The organism is [Clostridium] saccharolyticum WM1, assembly GCF_000144625.1.
Lineage (GTDB): Bacteria > Bacillota > Clostridia > Lachnospirales > Lachnospiraceae > Lacrimispora > Lacrimispora saccharolytica.
Genome location: NC_014376.1, coordinates 4,010,245 through 4,032,918, shown reverse-complemented (window position 1 = coordinate 4,032,918; position 22,674 = coordinate 4,010,245). Strand labels below are relative to the sequence as shown.

The window sequence follows — 22,674 nt, the reverse complement described above, 5'->3', positions numbered from 1 at the left end:
GTTACATAGTCAGGTGCAGGTAATGCCCGCAGCTGACTATTTTCTGCGCTCTCCGGCAGGTGCACATGTTGGAAGTATGGCGCAGAACCGCAGTTTAGAATCGCACCGGCTGATAAGCCGGACAAGTTACAGGAGGACAAATCTATGGCGTTTCTTACTACAACTGCATCGGCACTGTCTCTTTTCTCCCAGCTGTTCATGCTTCTGTCCCGTATGGCGAAGCTGTTCGGCGTGTTTGCGTAAGGAAGGAGGCGGCTCATGCAGAGTATCCTTGAACAGATCACAGATTGGCTCAAGAGCATGATCATCAGCGGTATCATGGGAAATCTTTCAGGGATGTTCGATTCGGTCAACCAGCAGGTTGGACAGATCGCAGGCGATGTGGGAACCACACCGGCGAACTTTTCACCTGCGGTCTTTTCTATGATCCGTAACATCTCGGAATCCGTGATCCTGCCCATTGCCGGAATGGTGCTGACTTTCATCGCCTGTTATGAGCTGATCCAGATGCTCATCGAGCATAACAATCTGGCAAATTTTGAGACCTGGACATTTTTCAAATGGGTCTTTAAGACCTTTCTGGCAGTGACCCTGATCTCGAACACATTCAATATCACGATGGCTGTCTTTGATGTAGCGCAGCAAGTGATCTCTCGAAGCGGCGGTCTGATTTCCGGCAGTACGTCCGTCAGCGATGCGACCCTGACAGCGATGCAGGCCACACTGGAAGGCATGGACTTGGGACCGCTGCTGGGACTGTATTTGCAGACATTTGTGGTTCAGGTCACGATGCTGGCATTGTCGGCTATCATCTTTGTTATCGTGTATGGCCGAATGGTGGAAATATATCTCATGGTGAGCCTTGCGCCGATTCCATTCGCAACCTTTGGAAACCATGAGCAGAGCCATACCGGTCAAAACTACCTGCGCTCCCTGTTTGCACTGGGATTCCAAGGCTTTCTTATCATGATCTGTGTGGGCATCTATGCAGTTCTGATTCAGAACCTGTCCTTTTCGGATAACATCATCAGCAGCATTTGGGGCGTTTTGGGATATACGGTTTTGCTGGCATTTACGCTGTTTAAGACGGGAAGCCTCGCGAAATCCGTGTTTGCAGCGCACTAAGAAAGGAGGAATGATTCATGGCATCTTATATTTCTGTGCCGCGAGACCTTTCAAAGGTCAAAACCAAGGTCTTTATGAACCTGACCAAACGGCAGATTCTCTGCTTCGGAGCCGGTGCGCTGATTGGCGTTCCGGTTTTCTTTTTGCTCAAATCCAGCGGGAATCTGAGCCTTGCCGCACTTGGCATGATGGCAGTAATGCTGCCGCTTTTCTTTCTTGCCATGTACGAGAAAGACGGTCAGCCGCTGGAAGTGGTGGCAAAGCATTTCTATGAGGCAAAGTTCAAGAGGCCGAAAACGCGGCCTTACAAAACAAAAAATTACTATGCACTGCTGGTACAGCAGGCAGACGTGGAAATGGAGGTAAATCGCATTGTTCAAAATTCTCGAAAAGTTGACAGCGAAGAATAAAAAGCAGGATGACATCCGAATGCCGTCTCATCTGTCAGCCGCAGAGCAGAAACAAGTGCAGACGGTGATCGACCGTGCAAGGGGTGACCGCACGGTTCCGCACTCGGCACAGGAGAGCATTCCCTTTCAGCGGATGTTCCCGGATGGTATCTGCCGTGTGACGGACAACTACTATACCAAAACCATTCAGTTTCAGGACATCAATTACCAGCTGGCACAACAGGAAGATCAGACAGCTATCTTTGAGGAATGGTGCAGCTTCCTGAACTTCTTTGATTCCAGCATCCGCTTCGAGCTTTCTTTTATGAATATGGCTACGGATGCCTCGAATTTTGAGAAGATGGTGCGTATCCCGTACCAGAAGGATCATTTTAATCCGGTGCGCACGGAGTACAGCACCATGCTCCGCCGTCAGCTTGCCCAGGGCAACAACGGCCTGACCAAGACGAAGTACCTGACGTTTGGCATTGAGGCGGAATCCATGAAGCAGGCAAAGCCGAGGCTCATTCACATCGAGATCGACCTGATGAACAACTTCAAACGCTTGGGTGTCCGGGCAAAATTGCTGAACGGCAAGGAACGGCTTCATTTGATGCACGATATGTTCCACATGGGTGACCATGACCGATTCAATTTCGATTGGAAGTGGCTGCCGGAGAGCGGGCTGTCGGTAAAGGACTTTATTGCACCGACCGGTTTTGCCTTTCCGAAAAACCGTGTTTTTCAGATGGGTGGGATGTATGGTTCCATGTCCTATCTCCAGATTACGGCTTCCGACCTGTCGGATCAGCTGCTGAAGGACTTTTTGGATATGGAATCCAGCCAGATTGTGACCATGCATATTCAGTCGGTAGACCAGAATAAAGCAATCAAGTCCATTAAGCACACCATTACGGAGCTGGATCGTTCCAAGATTGAGGAACAGAAGAAAGCTGTCCGTTCCGGATACGATATGGACATCATTCCGTCAGATTTGGCAACTTACGGCAAGGACGCAAAGGCACTGCTGAAGGAATTGCAGAGCCAGAATGAGCGTATGTTCCTGCTGACCTTTCTGGTGATGAACACCGGCGAGACGGAGCAGGAGCTGGAAGCCAATGTGTTTCAGGCTTCCAGCATTGCACAGAAGTACAACTGCAACCTGCGCCGTCTGGACTTCCAGCAGGAGCAGGGGCTGATGAGCTGCCTGCCGCTGGCACAGAACCTGATTGAGATTCAGCGCAGCATGACGACCAGCAGCACGGCAATTTTCGTGCCATTTACCACCCAGGAGCTGTTTCAGACCGGGAAAGAAGCTCTGTACTATGGGCTGAATGCTTTGTCCAACAACCTGATTATGGTTGACCGGAAAAAGCTCAAAAACCCCAACGGGCTGATTCTGGGTACTCCCGGTTCCGGTAAATCCTTCTCTGCCAAGAGAGAAATCGCCAATGCGTTCCTGGTGACGGATGACGATGTAATTGTGTGCGATCCGGAAGCCGAGTACACGGCACTGGTGCAGAAATTTGAGGGGCAGGTCATTAAGATCAGCCCTTCCAGCACGCAGTATATCAACCCGATGGACATCAATGCGAATTATTCAGAAGAGGATAATCCAATTGCCCTGAAAGCAGATTTCATCCTGTCCCTGTGTGAGCTGATTGTGGGCGGCAAAGAAGGCTTGCAGCCGGTAGAAAAGACAGTCATCGACCGCTGCGTTCATCAGATTTACCAGACCTATTTTGAACACCCGGTGCCGGAGAATATGCCGGTGTTGCAAGACTTGTATGAGGCACTGCTCCGGCAGGATGAAAAGGAGGCACACCATGTGGCAACGGCACTGGAAATCTATGTGACCGGTTCCCTGAACCTGTTTAACCACCGCACCAACGTAGATATCAATAACCGGCTGGTCTGCTATGACATCAAGGAGCTGGGCAAGCAGCTGAAAAAGATTGGGATGCTGGTGGTGCAGGACCAGGTCTGGGGGCGTGTAACCGCCAACCGTAACGCCGGTAAAGCCACCCGCTACTATATGGACGAGTTCCATCTGCTTTTGAAAGAAGAGCAGACAGCGGCTTACAGCGTGGAAATCTGGAAGCGATTCCGTAAATGGGGTGGTATTCCCACCGGCATCACCCAGAACGTAAAAGATCTGCTTTCTTCCCGCGAAGTGACAAACATTTTTGAGAACAGCGACTTCATTTATATGCTGAATCAGGCAGCCGGTGACCGTCAAATTCTGGCGGATCAGCTGAATATCAGCCCACACCAGCTGTCCTATGTGACCCACTCCGGTGAAGGTGAAGGACTGCTGTTTTATGGAAATGTGATTTTGCCGTTCGTTGATCGTTTCCCGACCGATCTGGAACTGTACCGGATTATGACGACAAAATTAACCGAAGTGCAGGAAGTAAAGGGGGTGTAAGCGATGGCTGGCAAGAAAAATCCGAATCTCGGAGACAAGCTGCGGCAGGAGCGCGAGGGTGCGGAGAACACCCTTCGCGATTCCAGGAACAAAGCCGCCGATAGCAGTACGGGAGACAGCAACAAGAAAAAAGCGGAACACCGAAGGCAGATTCGTCACGAGGCCGATCTTGCTAAGATGCGCAGTAAGAAGCTGAAATCAGAGCAGGAAGTAAAAGCGAAAAAGAATGCAGCAGCTTCCGGGAAAAAAGGCGGAAAGCCAAAGAAGCCGGGAAATCTTGCGGCAGATGCACTTTCAGCCAAGGCACATCAGAGTGTGCGCAATGCCGACCAGGATAATAATTCTGGTGTGGAGGCAGCGCATTTTACCGAAGGCTCAGCGGAAGGTGCAGCCCGTGCCGGTTCCAGGTTCCAATATGGTCGAAAGCTGCGGCAGTACAAAAAGCTGGAGCGGTTGGAGAAAAAGGCAAATAAAGATGCCGTAGATTCCATCTTTGCGGAACGCATGAAGTCTGATCCGCGGGCTGGTTCCAATCTCTTTTCCCGATGGCGGCAGAAGCAGGCCATCAAAAAAGAGTATGCCGCTGCGAAGGCAGGTGCGGCCGCTGCGGAGAACACAGCATCTGGCACAGCCAAAGCTGCGCAGGGTACTGTTAGTATAACGGAAAAGGCATTTCAGTTTGTGCAGAGCCACTCGCATATCATCATCGGTATCGCAGCCGTGGGACTGCTTGTTTTGGTGATTGCCGGGTCGGTTTCGTCATGCTCCGTCTTGATCAATGGCGGCGGCAATGTGGTGCTGGGGACTTCCTACACGGCAGAAGATGAAGATTTGAAAGGCGTGGAGACGGATTATACCAAGCTGGAAGATGAACTTCGCAAACAAATCGACCGCATTGAAACCGACCATCCGGGCTATGACGAGTATCGCTACAATCTGGCAGAGATTGGTCACAATCCCTATGAGCTTGCATCTCTGCTGACCGTAGAATTTGAAAACTATACGAGAAGCCAGGTGCAGGCGCGGCTCCAGAGTATTTTTGAAGCGCAGTATGAGCTGAAGTTGGAGGAAAAGGTGGAAATCCGGACAAGGAAAGAAACCCGTGTGGGCTATCGCTACAATCCAATCACCGGAACCGGACACACCTACACCTATCAGGTGACGGTACAGTATGAGTATAAAATCCTCAATGTAACACTGCTCAATCGGGGCGTTGACTATGTTGCAAGAAATTCCGGCCTTACAGATGACAAGCTGCAACGATACGAAGTCACACTGGAGTGCCGGGGCAATCGGGATGACCTGTTTGCAGGCATAGCCTTTGCAACGCCGGATGGCGCGGGTTCCAGCGGAGAATACCAGGATTACGACATTCCGGGCGAAGCTCTGACGGATGAAAAATTCCGGAAGATGATTACCGAAGCAGAGAAATATCTCGGTTATCCCTATGTTTGGGGCGGCAGCTCGCCGAGTACCAGTTTTGACTGCTCCGGTTTTGTAAGCTGGGTCATCAACCACTGCGGCAATGGCTGGAATGTAGGCAGGCAGACGGCCAACGGTCTGATGGGAAAATGCGACATTATCCCGAAAAGTGAGGCAAAGCCCGGAGACCTGATCTTCTTCCAGAAAACCTACAACACCAGTGGCGCATCCCATGTGGGCATTTATGTCGGCAACGGGATGATGATTCACTGCGGCAACCCAATTTCCTATGCTTCCATTGAGACGAACTACTGGCGGCAGCATTACTACTGTATGGGAAGAATTCGATAAAAACAGGGCGTTTATTCGCCCGGAAAGGACAGAGTATGAGTTTAAAACTGGAAAAGATTGCTGCGGAGCGTGAGAAAGCCCGCAGAAAACGCGATGAGTGGGAGGAGCGCAGAAAGGAATGGGACAGAAAGTACCACGAGCAGGAAAACAGCGAAATTTGTGAAATGGTACATGCCCAGAGCCTGACCCCGGAACAGCTGGCAGTCATCATTCAGATGGCGCAGGCTGCGGTTCCCAACCCGGAGAACCTGAAACTGGATGAGAAAGAAACGGAGGATATGGAATGAAAAAGATGATGGTAATGCTGCTTGCCAGTGTGATGGCGGCAGGAATCTTTACGACCACTGCATTTGCCTATACGGGCGATGATGTGCAGAAGAACACATCTGTCAGTACCGCTGCGCAGGAAGCGGATGCAGCAGAAAGCGCAAATGCAGGGAAAACGGACAATACCGACAGCATCGAAATCGACCCGGACATGCAGGTGCTGCCGGATGGCTATGAGGTCTCTACGGATGCGAATGGGAACCTGATCGTTACGGTGGGCGGCAAGGAATACAACATCGGCAGCGAAAAGTCCCAAAAGCAGATGGGTACAGTGGTGCCGGGTATCACCAGCCTGCATTTTCGTTCCGGTCCCGGCATGGATCAGGAGATTATCGGATATCTGCATTCAGGCGATACGGTGGAGATTGTCGAAAAATGCGGTGACTGGTATAAGGTGAACTTCAACGGCAAAACCGGGTATGCACATGGAAAGTACCTGAATGTCACGGATTCCACAAAAGACAGCAGCATGTTCAGTGAAGATGCGCTGAAGCTGTTTCTGGATCTGATGCAGAGCGGAATGTCATCCGAGGATGAGACGGAATCCAGTACAGCTTTGACTCCGGAAGGAAATATGACGCTGGTGGACGATATCGGTGAGGAAGAAGATAAATCCAGCCAGCAGTTCATTACGCTGGTGACAAAGGCGGGTAACACGTTTTATCTGATTATCGACCGCGATAAGGACGGTAACCAGAATGTGCATTTCCTGAATATGGTGGATGAGGCCGATCTGCTTGCACTGATGGATGAAGAGGAAGCCGCCAAGTATCAGGAGAAGGAGCCGGAAGTCACGGAGCCTGCGGAAACCGAAAAGCCGCAGGAGACGGAGCCTGCACCGGAAGAGCAGAAAACAGAGAGCGAGCAGAAGAAAGCGTCTCCGCTTCCGATGATTATGCTGCTTCTGTTTGTGATTGGTGCAGCCGGTGTCGGCGGTTATCTCTATATCAAGATGAAGGGCGTAAAGCCTGCATCTAAGAAAAATCAACCGGACCCTGATGCGGATTATCACGATGAGGATGAAGACGCACTCCAGCTGCCGGAGGATGACGGTGACGAGGACGAAGAAGTGGATGTCAACGAGGATTACGAAGCGGAATCGGATGATGAACCTGTTTAATTAAGACTGTGTTGACCTGAGGGGCGGCTGAGAAGCCGTCCCTTTTACATAGCTAAATGGTTTGTGAATGGAGTGTTTTGAGCCATGAAGCTATGGAAACTGTAGGTGATATCTGATAAAATAGAGAGAGAACAGTGATACAAATCGGCATTTGCACAATTCTTGAACTCAACATAAACTGCCATCAGTGTTGTTCCGTTGCCCGTTCTTTGCTGGTAGAATAAAACCATCAAATGAAGGAGGCAACAAGCCATGAATACAGATAAAATCTATGCAGAACAACTCGCAAACGAATATGCACTCAAGGACACCTCCAAGGTGATCGCTCTTCGCAAGCTGGATGCAAAAGCCAAGCTTCCCGCAACCGTTTTTACCTATACCTTCGGCATTATCACTGCGCTGGTAGCCGGTGTTGGAATGTGCCTTTCCATGAAGGTCATCGGCAGCGGTAGCACCACTATGTTTGTCCTCGGCGTGATTGTCGGAATTATCGGGCTACTGGGCATGGGCGTTAATTACCCCATCTACAAAAAATTGCTGGCGCAGGGCAAGCAGAAATACGCTTTTGAAATCATGGAACTGGCAAAAGAAATCAGCGAGATGTAAACAACAACACGAAAGAAGGTGAGAACGATTGAATAGATCGGAAAGCAGATATTTTGCTACCGCAGCCAGAATGGACGAAGCCTTTCTGACACTTCTGGCAAAAAAGGATTTTGAGTATATTACAGTCAAAGAAATCTGTGAAGTAGCAGGGGTCAATCGTTCCACCTTCTACCTGCACTATGAAACGATGTCAGACCTGCTCTTGGAGAGTGTCAGTCGTATGAATGAGCAATTTCTTGCTTGCATGGAGAAAGATTCAGATGCCTTTTCTGCAAAGTTGCGGAATTGCCCGAGGGATGAATTATATCTAATTACGCCGGATTATTTAACACCTTACCTCAGCTACATTAAGAACAACAAGAGACTGTTCCGCACAGCAACAGAAAATGCGGCGGTGTTGGGGATGGATAAAAGCTATGATAGGATGTTCCGTCATGTGTTTACGCCGATTCTCGACCGCTACGGTGTACTACAGCAAGATCGACCCTATATCATGGCCTTTTATATTCGGGGATTGATGGCAATTATCTCAGAATGGCTCAAGAATGACTGCGCCGATTCTATTACATTTGTTACAGGTGTGATTCAGCAGTGTGTAAAAATGCCGCAAAGCGAAACAACGAACGCTGTTTGACAACTTCCAGTTTGTAGACCTAAAACAGAATACACTTCCTTACATAGCAGTCATGCGCTTCGGTGCCTGGCTGCTAATTTTTTTGCGAAAGGAGCAGTATCGAATGAAGCTTGTATTAGCGGAAAAGCCCTCGGTAGCCATGAGCCTCTCGAAGGTAATCGGAGCAAATCAGCGCGGGGATGGTTATATGGAGGGCAATGGCTACATTGTCAGCTGGTGTGTGGGGCATCTGGTGGAACTTTCCCAGCCGGAAGCCTATGATGAGAAGTATGCCAAGTGGAGGTATGATGACCTTCCGATTTTGCCGGAACATTGGCAGTATCAGGTGTCCACCAGTACGAAAAAGCAGTTTGGAATCCTGAAAAAGCTCATGCTGCGGAAGGATGTAAAGAGTCTGATCTGTGCAACCGATGCAGGCCGTGAGGGAGAACTGATTTTCCGACTGGTTTACCATCAGTGCGGCTGCAAAAAGCCGGTGGAACGACTTTGGATTTCCTCGATGGAGGACAGTGCTATCCGGGAAGGCTTTCAGAAGCTCAGACCGGGAACAGAATATGATGCCTTATATGAGGCGGCTTTATGCCGGGAGCGTGCCGACTGGATTGTCGGAATCAACGCCACCCGGCTTTTTTCATGTCTGTATGGGCAGACCCTGAATGTGGGGCGCGTGATGACACCAACCCTTGCGATGGTGGTCATGCGGGATGCAGCAATCCGGGCGTTCAAACCTGAGCCGTTCTACTCGGCAGAATTAAAATTTCGGGATTTTCAAGCGGGTGGTGAGCGGATGAAAGAAAAAGCAGAAGCAGAAAAACTGGTGGCAGAGTGCTGTCAGGCAGGTAGTGCCATCATTACCAAGGTGGAGCAGAAAGAAAAATCAGAGAAGCCCCCAGCTCTCTTTGATCTGACATCGCTTCAGCGAGAAGCAAACCGGCAGCTGGGATTTACTGCCCAGCAGACCCTGGATTACACACAGGCTCTGTACGAGAAGAAACTCGTAACCTATCCCCGTACCGACAGCCGGTATCTGACGGATGATATGGCACCGTTGGTGCCGGAACTTGTCTCTGTGATCCAGCAGAGCTTTCAGATTCAGCCGGATGTGCCGGCACCGGTGAATGCAGCGCAGGTCATCAATTCTAAGAAAGTTACCGATCACCATGCCATTATTCCTACAAAAACAGCGGCAGGTCATGACATTTCCTCTCTTCCCAGTGGAGAACAGGCGATTCTTATCATGCTGGCGGTGCGGCTGATTTGTGCGGTAGGAACTCCCTGCCGCTATGCAGAAACCATAGTAGAAGCCGAGTGCGCCGGTCAGAAGTTCCGTACAAAAGGCAAAACGGTCACGGATATGGGCTGGAGACAGTATGCAGGAAGGTCGAGTGAGGATGCTGAGAAGAATGCGGAGGCGTGTAATCTGCCGGAGCTTTCGGAAGGCATGACACTGGAACTTGCTGGTGTCGATCTGAAAGAGGGTAAGACCAGCCCACCCAAGAGGTTTACCGAAGATCTTCTGCTTTCAGCGATGGAGAGTGCCAGCTCGGATGAATTCCCGGCTGGCGTAGAGCGAAAAGGCATCGGCACACCGGCCACACGCGCTGCCATCATCGAAAAACTGGTGCAGAAAGGCTTTATCGAGCGCAGGGGTGATAAGAAAACGAAATACCTTTGTTCTACGGACAAGGGAAATGCGCTGGTGACGGTGGTGCCGGAACAGATTCAGTCTCCATCCATGACGGCAGACTGGGAGGAAAAACTGCTGAAAATAGAACATGGCGAGTATGACAGCGATGCCTTTATGGGAGAAATCAGCAGCATGGTCAATGGACTTGTTAAAACCTACGAGGCTGTAAAAGGAGCCGATGTGCTGATGCAGCCGGAGCGCAAGGTCATTGGTTCCTGCCCGGCCTGCGGCAGTGATGTCTGTGAAACGGTAAAGGGATGGTTTTGCAGGGATAAGAGCTGTAAATTTGCGCTCTGGAAGGAAAACAGGTTCTTTCAGACACTGGGAAAGCAGATGACAGAGGAACTGGCAAAGCAACTGGTAAATCAGGGAAAAGCACGGCTTACCCATTGCTATTCCAGGAAGTCCAATCGTTACTATGACACAACCGTTCGTGTAGAGACCGGCGAGGACGGTGCAGCAGCTTTTAAGCTGGAGTTTGGAGGTAAAAAATGAGTATGAAAATGATGAATGCAGCTTATCTGGTGGATAATGTCGCTCTGCTTTCCTTGCAGGAAAAGCAGGACGGCGTGGAGTTCCACTGTTTTGATACGGACAGCAAGGTACAGATTGCCGAGGGACACATTGGCTGGGATGTGTTGGATAAACAGCCGTTTTCTACGCTGGAAGAAAGCGCGAGGATGGCAGCACTCCAGAAGATTCCCAATCTTTCCGGTCTTACCGTTGCTCCGGTAGCTTCGGAGATGCTGGAACAGATGCGAGGCGGCAGAAAGGTTCTTTGGCAGATGAAAAAGGCTGATCCTGAACTGGAGAATGCTAAAAATATCCGGTTTATCACCAGCAGCTACGAGGATCGGTTCAAAATTCCGGATGGCAGTGCGGTGGAGATCGAGTATCCGAATCGGAAGTTTTCGGCCCGCTGTGAATATATGGACGAATATCATCTTCGCCTTGGGTATGATGTTCTGCACATCTGTCAGCTGGCAGAAATGCTGGAACGCGGCGGCGGTACATGCCGCCCGGAGCCGCTGATTACGGAAGAACGCAGCGCATGGGATTTGGGAAGCAAGGGCTTTCTTGCCATTCAGACCTGTGAGGACGGTTACGACTATACCTTATATCATAAGGACTTCACGGAAATTGATGGCGGACAGATCGACAACCCGGAAATCAGCATGAATGCAGCAAGAGACCAGATTCTTTCGGATTATGGATTCGGTGGACGCACCATGACGCGGATTGACTATGATGAACTTTGTGATCGAGCAGAGGATGCAGAAGTCAGCAGACGGGAATCCGTGCTGGGTAAACTCTCGGATTTGTCTTCCAGAACGGATACGCCGGTGAAAGCTGCCAAGGCGAAGGAGGCGGAGCGATGAAGTACAAGTTCACGAAGGCGGAACAGGAAACCGTCATCAATTTTGACAATGAACTGGATATTGCCAGTATTTACACCCATGACAGCCGCCTGATTAAGAAGCTCCGGGAACTGCGAAAACAGTATCCGGAGCAGTTTATTTTGGAGCACAGGGAGCATGGGTCGGTCACTTATACGATTCCCAAACGCTGCGTCGGTATCCGACCGCCTTACAGTGAAAAGCGTCGGGAACAGCAGCGACAGGAAGCAAAGGAAAACGGCCTGCCGTTTATGGAGAAGGGAGAAATGACGTATGGCAAGAATTGAAAAATGGGATGAAGTGCATGGAAAACAGGCACCGGACGAAAGAATGATGGCATTTCTCGACAGTGCTACCGACCAGTATGCGATTTTGCAGCTTCGTCGCAGCGAGGATACGGTATATGAACGCTTTTCGTCTATGCGCGAACTGGAACGGATGGGGCTGGAACCGGATATTGACCATTATGAGGTGGTTTATACGGCTCCGCTTCTTCCCTACAAGGATCAGAATACGATGTTGGAGGAATTGTATGCGAAATTCAATGTTTCTCGCCCTGATGATTTTACTGGGCATAGTCTTTCTGTGTCTGACATCGTGGCTTTACGGGAGAATGGTGTTGTAAGCTGTCACTATGTGGATTCCATCGGATTCAAGGAACTGCCCGGATTTTTGAAACCGGAAAACTACCTGAAAGCCACAGAAATGGCGATGGAGGACGATTACGGCATGATTGACGGCGTAATCAATAACGGAAAGAAGGAAGAACCGGTGGAGAAAGCATCGGTTCTGGATCAGCTGAAGGAAAAGCAGGAGGCGGTGCCGCCTGCGCCGCCTCGCAGGTGCTGCGAAGAAAAGGAGTTATAAATGCGTTTTACGGATGACGAATGGATGCTCATGATGCTTTACAGCCCTGGCACACGGACAGGGCTGATCGCAGAGCTTCAGACGATGCAGAAAAGTCTGACCGGCAGAGACAGAAACTTGCGCAGGTGGACGGCCTCGCTGCTTACGAAACTGGCAGAGATGACGGATGCAGAATATGGGGCATTGGATTTATATCCGGACGAATAAGGGAGAGGAGGAAGAATACAGATGATGACAAAAACGGCTTATTATATGCAGATGGCACAGGAAGCTGCGGCGCAGATCACTGGCAGCAAAGAACAGTGGACAGCGTTTCTGACCACATCCGCACGGCTTTATAAGTATCCCTTTGCGGAGCAGCTGATGATCTATAAGCAGAGACCAGAAGCAACGGCCTGTGCAGAGTATGATCTCTGGAATGGCCGGATGAACCGCTATGTGAAGCGCGGCTCCAAGGGTATTGCTCTTTTGGATATGCGCGGTGAGCAGCCGAGACTTCGGTATGTATTTGATGTGGCAGATACTGGAGAACGGAAGAATTCCCGTCCGGTACAGCTCTGGAAAATGAACGCGGAGCATGAGCAGCCAATCATTCGAGCACTGGATGCAGCGTTTGATGTTCCTGTCGGTGCCGGGTCTCTGGAAAATCATATCATGGAAGCGGCGGAACGCCTTGCAAGGGACTACTGGGAGGAAAACCGCAGGCAGATCAGTGACATCGTTGCAGATTCCTATCTGGAAGGATATGATGAACTCAACATCGGAGCTTCCTTTAAGAGAGCTGCCACTGTCAGCATCGCATATTCCGTCTTTACCCGGACGGTGGGCAATGCAGATGACTATTTTGAACACGAGGATTTTCTGGACATCTTTGATTTTAATACGCAGGCTGCCGCCAATGTGCTGGGTACTGCGGTCAGCGAAATGTCCAGCCAGATCTTCCGGGAAATTGAACGCACGATCCGAACCTATGAAAGAGATAAGCAGGCAGAAAGGAGCCAAAAAAACTATGATGGAGCTGAATTACACGAAGAACGGCGATTACCTGATTCCGGACATTCAGTTGTCGGTGCAGGAACAGAAGCCCCTGGGCAAGTACGGGAGGATGCGCAGAGCGTTCCTGCAGGAGAACAACACGCTGCTGTACAATCACCTGATCCTGACCGAGAAACTGTACCCGCACCTGTGGGAGATTCAGGAGACCGCGACCGCACGGATGGAGCAGATGATGGCGGAGCTTCTGAAAGCGAATCCGGCACCGGACAAGAAATCGAACCAGATGGCCTGGGTGCAGCACATGAACATGCTGAAAGCGCAGGCAGAGGAAGTCATTCTGACGGAACTTATCAACAGCTAAACTTTATGAGCCTGTTTCAGTCCGAAGCAGAGCAGATTCAGAAAATTGATGCGGCGGCAGAGAATGCAGTCAGAGAAGCGGAGAGCGAAAAGCCCTCCGCTTTTGTTATTTCTGAGGATGAAATCGACCGGATGCTGCGGACAGGCTCCAATTTTGAAGGCGGGAAAATCCGTATTTATGCGCTGTATCAGCAGCAAGGGGACACAAAAGAACGAGCTGCATTTCTGAAAGCGGAATACGGTCTCGGCGGTCACAGCTATACCTTTATGGATGGCAGTCGCGGTTTTGCTGATTATAACGGGAAAGGCATTCAGCTTCGCAATTATGACCATGACCGGGAAGTGCGCCTCACATGGTCTGCGGTGGATAAGCGGTTAGACCGGCTTGTGGAAAATGGTCAGTATCTGACTGCGCTGGAAATGGAAGAGTATCGGAAGCTGGAGCAGGAATACGGCGCGCCGCTTCCTATGCCGACAGCCGCCCATGTATTTCCGCCAACGCCGCCGGAACACTACGATACCGGAAATGAACATGTGGATAATATGCTGAACACAGCTGCGGAGGTCTATGCCAGAAGTGAACTGGCAGCACCTCAGCGGTTTACCGTGATGGAAACAGACGATGGCTATGCGGTCTGGGATGATATTCAGGACGGCATTCATGTAGAGCCGGATGGTGTCAGCGAAGAGTTTACCAGCGAATGGGAGGCAGAAACCTACCGCCAGCAGCTGATTGAAAAAGTCCAGGAACGAGAAGCCAAAGACTGGCTCTATGTTGAGCAGAGCAAGCAGGATTTGCAGCAGGACATTTCATTCCCAGAAGTGGAATCCGAAGAAGCAGCGGAACCGGCTCATGCAGTGACAGATCCTCTGGTATTGGAAATGCAGGAACACGCCAGAGAACTTGCCAGAGAGTCAGGCTATGCACCGGATGAACGGTTTGTAGTCACGATGACCGGCGAGAACTTCCCGGATTCTAAGGATGCGTTTGCCATCTGGGATTATGTAAGAGAAGAGTATTACGGATATTCGGACGGAAAAGTGCAGACATTTGCCGATTATGTGAGTGCATCAGAGGCGTTGCAGGAGATTCGCGGCAGAGCTTTGGGGGCTGAAAAAGAGCTTGCAACTGTGCAGCCAGAACCCGCAGCTCCGGTGCAGCCGGATTATCGTGTCGGCGATACGCTGTATCTGGACGGGAAGGCATTTACGATTGAAAAAGTCGGGCTTTTCGATGTGGAGCTTCGGGACCCGGATTCCGTGTATCCGATCTTCCGCTCGGAAAGCAAGGAAAATCTGGCAAGACTTTTGGGACATGAGGATAATGTTCACCTGCACAATCTGGTGGTTGATCTGAATCCTGGAAAAGAAGCAGCGTTCCGGGCAGAGCATGAAGCAAAACATGCAGAAAACTATCGCATCAACAGCTTTCACCTCGGTGAAGGCAGTCCTAAACAGAAATTCCGTGCCAACATGGATGCCATCTACACGCTGAAAACCTTGGAAAATCAGCACAGGGATGCGACACCGGAGGAACAGGAAACGCTGGCCAATTATGTCGGCTGGGGCGGGCTGGCAGATGCCTTTGATGCAGAGAAAACTGCCTGGACAGGTGAATTTAAGGAACTGAAAGCAGCTCTTACGGAAGAAGAGTATGCCGCAGCCAGAGCTTCGACTCTGAATGCGCACTACACCAGTCCTACCGTGATCCGTGCAATCTATGAAGCATTGGACGATATGGGCTTTGAGAAAGGCAATATTCTGGAACCGTCGATGGGTGTCGGCAACTTCTTCGGTATGCTGCCGGATTCCATGCTGGGAAGCAGACTGTATGGTGTGGAACTGGATTCCATCACCGGACGTATTGCACAAAAGCTGTATCCGCAGGCAGAAATCAAGGTGGCAGGCTTTGAGACCACCGATCGGCGCGATTTCTATGATCTGGCCGTGGGCAATGTGCCCTTTGGCAACTACCGTGTCAGCGATAAGCTCTATGATAAACTCGGCTTTTCTATCCACAACTATTTCTTTGCCAAGGCATTGGATCAGGTTCGTCCCGGTGGCATTGTGGCCTTTGTTACCAGCCGCTATACGATGGATTCCAAGAATCCGGACGCGCGAAAGTATCTGGCGCAGCGGGCAGAACTGCTGGGAGCCATCCGACTTCCCAATAACGCATTCCGTGCCAATGCCGGTACAGATGTAGTGTCGGATATCATTTTCCTGCAAAAGAGAGACCATCCCATTGATATCGAACCGGATTGGGTACATCTGGGGCTGACTTCGGAGGGAATCACCCTCAACAGTTATTTCGTTGACCACCCGGAAATGGTGCTGGGCGAGATTACAACGGAAAGCACCCAGTATGGTAAGGAAGAATGTACGGTCATTCCGATTCCAGGAGCGGATCTGGGAGACCAGCTGCATGAGGCTGTGCAGCACATCGGCGGTCACTATGAAGCGCAGGAGCTGGCACCGGAGGAAGAACTGTCCTTGCAGGGCGAAACCATTCCGGCAGACCCAAATGTAAAGAACTTCTCCTATGCAGTGGTCGATGGGGATGTCTACTTCCGTGAGAACAGCATCATGCGAAAGGCTGACCTTTCTGCGACAGCCACCGGCAGAATCAAGGGCATGGTGGAGCTTCGTACCATCGTGCAGGAACTGATCGACTACCAGCTGAACGATTACCCAGAGGACGCGATTGCCCAGAAACAGCGGGAACTGAATGTGGCCTATGACCGATTCGCCGATCAGTATGGGCTTATCAACTCCCGTGCAAATGCGCAGGCTTTTTCGGAAGATTCGTCCTATTATCTGCTGTGCTCTCTGGAAAATGTAGATGAAAACGGCAGACTGGAATCCAAGGCGGATATGTTCACCAAACGGACGATTCGACCGGAACGGGCTGTTACCAGCGTAGATACTCCGGCTGAAGCTCTGGCAATCTCCATCGGAGAGCGCGGCAGAGTGGATTTGCCCTATATGTCGGAGCTTTTAGGAACGCCTGGAGAATATGAAAAAATCCAGCAGGAACTGCATGGTGTCATTTTCAAAGACCCGATGACGCAGGGCGGCGAGGAAACCGGCTGGGTAACAGCTGACGAATATCTGTCCGGCAATGTCCGGGAAAAGCTCCGCGTGGCAGAACTGGCTGCGGCCTCTGACCCTGCCTTTGCGGTAAATACGGAATATCTGAGAAAGGCGCAGCCGAAAGATCTGGATGCGTCGGAGATTGATGTGCGCCTTGGTGCCACATGGGTCAATCGGGATTATATCCAGCAGTTTATGGAAGAAACCTTTGAACCGCCGTTTTACCTGCGCCGAAACATTGAAGTGAAATTCTCTCCCATGACGGCAGAGTGGCAGATCACCGGCAAGAGCACACCGAGCCGGAATGATGTCCATGCCTATATGACCTACGGCACCAGCCGAGCCAATGCCTACCGGATTCTGGAGGATACGCTGAATCTGCGGGATATCCGTATCTACGATACCGTGGAGGATGCAGACGGCAAGCAGAAGCGGGTTCTGAATAAAAAGGAGACCACCCTTGCCCAGCAGAAACAGCAGGCCATTAAAGATGCGTTCCAGAACTGGGTGTGGAAAGACCCTTATCGCCGTGCGGAACTGGTGGAAAAGTATAACGAGCTGTTCAACAGCACCCGCCCTCGTGAGTACGATGGTTCTCATATCCGCTTTGGCGGCATGAATCCGGAGATCCGGCTGCGGGAACACCAGCAGAATGCCATTGCTCATGTGCTGTACGGCGGCAATACGCTACTGGCCCACGAAGTTGGTGCCGGCAAGACCTTCGAGATGGCGGCTTCTGCTATGGAGGCAAAGCGACTGGGGCTGTGCCAGAAATCCATGTTTGTCGTTCCGAATCATTTAACCCTTCAGTGGGCAAACGAGTTCCTGCGCCTGTATCCGAGTGCAAAACTGCTGGTAGCAAGTAAAAAGGACTTTGAAACCGCCCGCAGAAAAAAGTTCTGCGCACGAATTGCCACTGGCGATTACGATGCAGTCATCATCGGGCATTCCCAGTTTGAGAAAATCCCGGTGTCCGCAGAACGGCAGGAGCGGATTTTGACTGCCCAGATTGATGAAATCGAAAATGCCATTGCTGAGATGAAGTCCCAGAATGGCGAACGTTTTTCTATTAAACAGATGGAAAAGACCCGGAAAGGATTGGAGGCGAGATTGGAGAAACTCCGGGCAACCGACCGAAAGGACGATGTGATTACCTTTGAGCAGCTGGGCGTAGACCGGTTGTTTGTAGACGAGGCACACGCGTTTAAGAACCTGTTCCTCTACACAAAAATGCGCAATGTTGCAGGCTTGTCCACTTCGGAAGCGCAGAAATCTTCTGATATGTTTATGAAGTGCCAGTATATGGACGAGCTGACCGGTGGGCGCGGCATCATTTTTGCGACCGGTACCCCGGTCAGCAACAGCATGACGGAGCTTTACACCATGATGCGGTATCTCCAGTACGGCACGTTGCAGCAGAAAGGGCTGACCCATTTCGACAGCTGGGCTTCTACCTTTGGTGAGACCACCACGGCCATTGAACTGGCACCGGAAGGAACCGGATACCGGGCAAGAACGAGATTCGCAAAGTTCTTCAACCTGCCGGAGCTGATGAACATGTTCAAGGAAGTGGCGGATATCAAGACTTCCGATCAGCTGCATCTGCCGGTGCCGGAGGCAAAGTTTGAAACCGTGGTTGTGCATCCTTCGGAACATCAGCAGGCGATGGTAGCGGAGCTTTCGGAACGGGCAGCGGCTGTGCATTCCGGCGTGGTAGACCCGTCGGTCGATAATATGCTGAAAATCACATCGGATGGCAGAAAGCTGGGGCTGGATCAGCGGCTGATGAATCCGCTCCTGCCGGATGACCCCAACAGTAAGCTCAACGCTTGTGTGCGGAATGTGCTTCGGATTTATGAGGAAGGGCAGTCGGATAAGCTGACCCAGCTGTTGTTCTGCGACCTCAGTACACCGAAGAACGATGGAACCTTCAATGTCTATGAGGATATCCGCGCTAAACTTATCCAGTCCGGTGTACCGGAGGAAGAAATCGCATTTATCCATGATGCGGATACCGAGGCAAAAAAGAAAGATCTGTTCGCCAAAGTCCGTACCGGACAGGTGCGGGTGTTGTTAGGTTCGACACAGAAGATGGGCGCAGGCACGAACGTGCAGGACAGGCTGGTGGCCGTGCATCATCTGGATGTAGGCTGGCGGCCTGCGGACATGACCCAGCGAAATGGCCGTATCATCCGTCAGGGAAACCGAAACAAAGAAGTGCAGGTTTATCAGTATGTGACGGAAGGAACCTTTGATGCCTACCTCTATCAGACACTGGAGAATAAACAGAAGTTTATCAGTCAGATCATGACCAGCAAATCTCCGGTGCGTTCCTGTGATGATGTGGATGAGCAGGCACTTTCTTATGCGGAGATCAAGGCACTTTGTGCAGGAGACCCGCAGATTAAGGAAAAAATGGACTTGGATGTAGATGTTGCAAGGCTGAAAGTATTGAAGGCAGACCATCAGAGCCAGCAGTACCGATTGGAGGATAAGCTGATGAAATATTTCCCTGCGGAGATTGAGAAAACGCAGGGGTTCATCAAGGGTTTTCAGTCGGATATTCGGACGGTGGCGGCACATCCGCTGCCGGAAGAAGGGTTCTGCGGTATGGAGGTGAATGGCACACATTTTATTGAAAAAGTAGAGGCCGGTGAAGCAATCCTTGCAATCTGTAAAGCCAATCAGAGTCTGGAGCCGGTGCCGCTTGGCAGCTATCGAGGTTTCAAGATGGAGCTGGAATTTGACAGCTTCCAGAAAGAGTATCAGGTGCTGCTGAAAGGCGATATGACCCACCGAGTGCCCATCGGAACCAGTGCGGCGGGCAATATCCAGCGTCTGGACAATGCTCTTGCCGGGATTCCTGCAAGGCTGGAAAAGGCGGAACAGCAGTTAGGCAATCTTAGAAGCCAGCAGGAAGCGGCGCAGGCCGAGCTTGGAAAACCGTTTCCCCAGGAGGCAGAACTGGCAGAAAAGAGTGCAAGACTGGCAGAACTGGACGCGCTGCTGAATATGGATGACCGTGGAAATGATGATCCTGACCGTGAGAAAACAACGGAAAAACCGTCTGTCCTGGCAGAGCTGCGTGACCGTGCCGGTCGCATTCCGCCGGTGACACATCGAGATGATGAGGAGGTGGCACTATGAGTGTTCGGGAACACTGGATCAATGTACGGGTGAATCCGGAAGAGCTGGCCAGGATTCGTGAAAAGCAGAAGGAATTGGGCATTCGGAATACCGGTGCTTATATGAGAAAAATGGCGATGGACGGGTACTGCGTAAATCTTGATTTGTCAGATGTGGCGCAGGTATCCACCCTTCTTCGCCGATGCAGCAACAACCTGAACCAGTACGCAAAACGAGCCAATGAATCCGGAAGTATCTATGCGGAGGATATCCGGGATTTGCAGAGGCGGCTGGATGAACTCTGGGAGATGCAGAAGCTGATCCTGAAGAGGCTTTCTGGTATTCGCTGACGGCGCAAACGTGCGGGATTTCTACAGCACATGGCACAGATGAAACTGTCTGTGCCGTTACATATTTTTTGTTTTCCTGTTGACATCGTGGTGTTTGGCAAGCGGGTACGGTAAAATGAAGATGAAAAGAAAAACGAAGGGGTGAAATCCATGAAGATCGTATGTTTTTTGTTGAAGCTGATGGTAAAAATCCTGTTGCTGCCAGTTGCATTTCTGCTGCGATTTCTATGCTTTATCTGGAATCTGCTGATGCAGCTATCCCTGTGGGTACTTTCGCCGGTTATACTGTTCGTTCTTGGCTGCGGCATCTATTCTGTGGTTCGGGCGAGCTGGACGGATGTGTTCCTGCTGACCCTGATTGAGATGGGACTGTTCGCAGCTGCGGTTGGTGCTGGCGGCATCATGGAACTGATGGAACAGCTGTGTGAGCGTGTAGAGGATGTTTTGACAATTTGAGTTCAGGAGGGATTCGATGGATATTCAGTTTATGAAAGATTATTATGATTTACGGTACGAGGAAACAGATGGAGAGAATCATTTTGTGGAAGAGACAGCTTATCAGGAAAAACAGTCTGAGCAATCGAAGATGGAAGACCAGCTGATGGAAATGGTGGGAGGCAGCGAATCTAATGTGTGGAAGCTGTACGAAAGCATTATGTGCGTCTATTTTGATATGGAAGAAATCATCAAGCAGGCCGTTTATTTGCAGGGGGCTTATGACCGGGAACGGATGCTAAAATGAGAATAGTAGATTGGTAAGAGTTGCCTTCGGGTAGCTCTTTTTAGATGGAGGAATATGAAAATGGCGGCTACAAGACTAATTGCGCTGCATATCAATAAAGGAAAGACGGTAGCGCAGTGTCTGGCTGACCGTACTGATTATTCTGAGAATGCAGCAAAGACGGAAGATGGAAAATATATCAGCGCGTATGCCTGTGATGCAAAGACCTGTGATGAAGAATTTCTGCTTTCCAAACGGCAGTATGAGCATATCACGGGAAGAACTCAGGCACATGATGTGATTGCATATCAGATTCGGCAATCTTTTAAGCCCGGAGAGATCACGCCGGAGGAAGCAAACAAGATTGGGTATGAGACAGCTATGCGCTTTACCAAGGGGAAACATGCTTTTATCGTGGCTACCCATGTTGATCGTGCGCACATTCATAACCATATTATTTTTAATTCGACTACATTAGACTGCACAAGAAAATTCCGAGATTTTCGCTTATCCGGTCTTGCGCTGGCAAGGCTCAGTGATATCGTCTGCTTGGAACACCGGCTGTCGGTCATTATCCGGAAGCCCTATGGGGAGCGGCAGAAGAGAACAGAATACCCGGAGAGAAAATCGCAGCGGGATGAAATCTGCGAGGCCATTGATGCGGCATTGGAAAGAAAACCAAAAGACTTCCGGGAACTGATTGGAATTTTGCAGAAAGCAGGGTACGAGTATAAAGATGGAAAACAGCCTGCCCTGCGGGGAAAAGACCATACCAGATTTGCTCGTTTCCGCTCTCTTGGCAAAGGATATTCGCTTGAAGAACTCTGTGAAGTGATTGCCGGAAATGCGGTTCATAAAAGCAAATTTGCAGAGAAAACCCGCACAAGCGCACGGTCGGCGCAGGTGCATCAGAGGACGGAGCTGTCGTTCCTTATTGATGTCCGTGCCAAAATGCAGGCGGGCAAAGGCGTGGGATATGCGCGTTGGGCGAAAGTTTTTAATCTGAAGCAGATGGCAAAAGCTATGATGTTCATGGAAGAGCATGGAATCAAGAGCTATGCAGAGCTAAAGGAAAAGGCAGATGAAATTACTGAAAAATGCGATGCGCTGCTGGAATCTGTAAAGGCAGATGAGGCGCGGATGTCGGAAGTGTCAGTGCTGCGAAAGCACCTAATCAATTATGCTAAGACAAAAGATGTTTTTGCTGCGTATAAGGCATCCGGCTACAATCGGGAGTTCTATGAAGCCCATCGGGATATGCTGGCCTTGCGCAGCGCAGCGAAAAAGGCGTTTGATGCCTATAAGAAAGAGAACGGCTCTGACAAAAAGCTCCCGCGCATCAGCAAGCTGAACGCAGAGTATGTGATGCTTCTGGAACGAAAGAAAAGCTCCTATGCAGAGTACCGCAAGACCAAATCGGAAATGCAGGATTGGCTTGTGGCACAGAAGATCGTACAGGAAATCCTGAAAGAGGACGAACAGAAGAAGGAGCAGCTGCATGAGCAGGAAGTGCGGCAGGAAGAAGAAAATAAAGAGAATAGCAGATGATGGAATGTCCGGTGCAGTGTGGGCGTAATGCTCATGCTGTACCGGGCTTTTTTTTCGAAAACGGTCAGACTTGATAGCAGGAGGATTATCGGTCTTTACTCAAATTTTGCATCTCAACATAAAAGAA

19 protein-coding genes are annotated in these 22,674 nt (G+C 50.5%); all 19 read left to right on the top strand.

Going from position 1 to position 22,674, the window contains the following annotated elements; all coding sequences use genetic code 11:
• Positions 1-258: 258 nt before the first annotated feature.
• The 19 genes from CLOSA_RS18710 (at position 259) to CLOSA_RS18625 (ending at position 22,547) form a co-directional block, all read left to right on the top strand.
• A complete protein-coding gene (locus CLOSA_RS18710) occupies positions 259-1,125 on the top strand; it encodes a VirB6/TrbL-like conjugal transfer protein, CD1112 family (RefSeq protein WP_005929916.1) in 867 nt (288 codons plus the stop codon).
• Between the two features lie 17 nt (positions 1,126-1,142).
• Positions 1,143-1,535, top strand: coding sequence for a PrgI family protein (locus CLOSA_RS18705; RefSeq protein WP_013274296.1), 393 nt, complete (start codon positions 1,143-1,145; stop codon positions 1,533-1,535).
• Between the two features lie 19 nt (positions 1,536-1,554).
• Complete coding sequence (locus CLOSA_RS18700; RefSeq protein ID WP_041709466.1) at positions 1,555-3,942, top strand: VirB4-like conjugal transfer ATPase, CD1110 family; 2,388 nt, start codon at positions 1,555-1,557, stop codon at positions 3,940-3,942.
• 3 nt (positions 3,943-3,945) lie between these two features.
• The gene (locus CLOSA_RS18695; RefSeq protein WP_013274294.1) at positions 3,946-5,715 is read left to right on the top strand and encodes a C40 family peptidase; all 1,770 of its coding nucleotides are present in this window, start codon (positions 3,946-3,948) and stop codon (positions 5,713-5,715) included.
• Between the two features lie 35 nt (positions 5,716-5,750).
• Positions 5,751-6,002, top strand: coding sequence for a DUF4315 family protein (locus tag CLOSA_RS18690; protein ID WP_013274293.1), 252 nt, complete (start codon positions 5,751-5,753; stop codon positions 6,000-6,002).
• Complete coding sequence (locus tag CLOSA_RS18685; RefSeq protein WP_013274292.1) at positions 5,999-7,162, top strand: CD1107 family mobile element protein; 1,164 nt, start codon at positions 5,999-6,001, stop codon at positions 7,160-7,162. The genes CLOSA_RS18690 and CLOSA_RS18685 overlap by 4 nt, the downstream gene beginning before the upstream one ends.
• A gap of 252 nt (positions 7,163-7,414) precedes the next feature.
• Positions 7,415-7,768, top strand: coding sequence for a hypothetical protein (locus CLOSA_RS18680; protein ID WP_013274291.1), 354 nt, complete (start codon positions 7,415-7,417; stop codon positions 7,766-7,768).
• Positions 7,769-7,796: 28 nt separating this feature from the next.
• The gene (locus tag CLOSA_RS18675) at positions 7,797-8,402 is read left to right on the top strand and encodes a TetR/AcrR family transcriptional regulator (protein ID WP_013274290.1); all 606 of its coding nucleotides are present in this window, start codon (positions 7,797-7,799) and stop codon (positions 8,400-8,402) included.
• A 103-nt stretch (positions 8,403-8,505) separates the two neighbouring features.
• A complete protein-coding gene (locus CLOSA_RS18670; protein ID WP_013274289.1) occupies positions 8,506-10,584 on the top strand; it encodes a DNA topoisomerase 3 in 2,079 nt (692 codons plus the stop codon).
• The gene (locus tag CLOSA_RS18665) at positions 10,581-11,468 is read left to right on the top strand and encodes an LPD16 domain-containing protein (protein ID WP_013274288.1); all 888 of its coding nucleotides are present in this window, start codon (positions 10,581-10,583) and stop codon (positions 11,466-11,468) included. Before CLOSA_RS18670 ends, CLOSA_RS18665 begins: the two co-directional genes overlap by 4 nt.
• Positions 11,465-11,773, top strand: coding sequence for a hypothetical protein (locus tag CLOSA_RS18660; protein ID WP_013274287.1), 309 nt, complete (start codon positions 11,465-11,467; stop codon positions 11,771-11,773). Before CLOSA_RS18665 ends, CLOSA_RS18660 begins: the two co-directional genes overlap by 4 nt.
• The gene (locus CLOSA_RS18655) at positions 11,760-12,353 is read left to right on the top strand and encodes a YodL domain-containing protein (protein WP_013274286.1); all 594 of its coding nucleotides are present in this window, start codon (positions 11,760-11,762) and stop codon (positions 12,351-12,353) included. Before CLOSA_RS18660 ends, CLOSA_RS18655 begins: the two co-directional genes overlap by 14 nt.
• A complete protein-coding gene (locus tag CLOSA_RS18650) occupies positions 12,354-12,560 on the top strand; it encodes a transposon-transfer assisting family protein (protein ID WP_013274285.1) in 207 nt (68 codons plus the stop codon). It begins immediately after the preceding gene.
• A gap of 370 nt (positions 12,561-12,930) precedes the next feature.
• On the top strand, positions 12,931-13,710 hold the full coding sequence (locus CLOSA_RS23800; protein WP_330362163.1) for a TnpV protein: 780 nt from the start codon (positions 12,931-12,933) through the stop codon (positions 13,708-13,710).
• 5 nt (positions 13,711-13,715) lie between these two features.
• Entirely contained in the window at positions 13,716-19,949 is a 6,234-nt protein-coding gene (locus CLOSA_RS18645) for an SNF2-related protein (protein ID WP_242647821.1), read from the top strand.
• Entirely contained in the window at positions 19,946-20,278 is a 333-nt protein-coding gene (locus tag CLOSA_RS18640; RefSeq protein WP_013274283.1) for a plasmid mobilization protein, read from the top strand. The genes CLOSA_RS18645 and CLOSA_RS18640 overlap by 4 nt, the downstream gene beginning before the upstream one ends.
• Before the next feature lie 150 nt (positions 20,279-20,428).
• Positions 20,429-20,734 carry a hypothetical protein gene (locus tag CLOSA_RS18635; RefSeq protein ID WP_013274282.1) on the top strand — a complete coding sequence of 102 codons (306 nt, stop codon included), beginning with the start codon at positions 20,429-20,431 and terminating at the stop codon, positions 20,732-20,734.
• A 16-nt stretch (positions 20,735-20,750) separates the two neighbouring features.
• Complete coding sequence (locus CLOSA_RS18630; RefSeq protein WP_008396502.1) at positions 20,751-21,020, top strand: hypothetical protein; 270 nt, start codon at positions 20,751-20,753, stop codon at positions 21,018-21,020.
• 60 nt (positions 21,021-21,080) lie between these two features.
• Positions 21,081-22,547 carry a relaxase/mobilization nuclease domain-containing protein gene (locus CLOSA_RS18625; protein WP_013274281.1) on the top strand — a complete coding sequence of 489 codons (1,467 nt, stop codon included), beginning with the start codon at positions 21,081-21,083 and terminating at the stop codon, positions 22,545-22,547.
• Positions 22,548-22,674 lie beyond the last annotated feature (127 nt).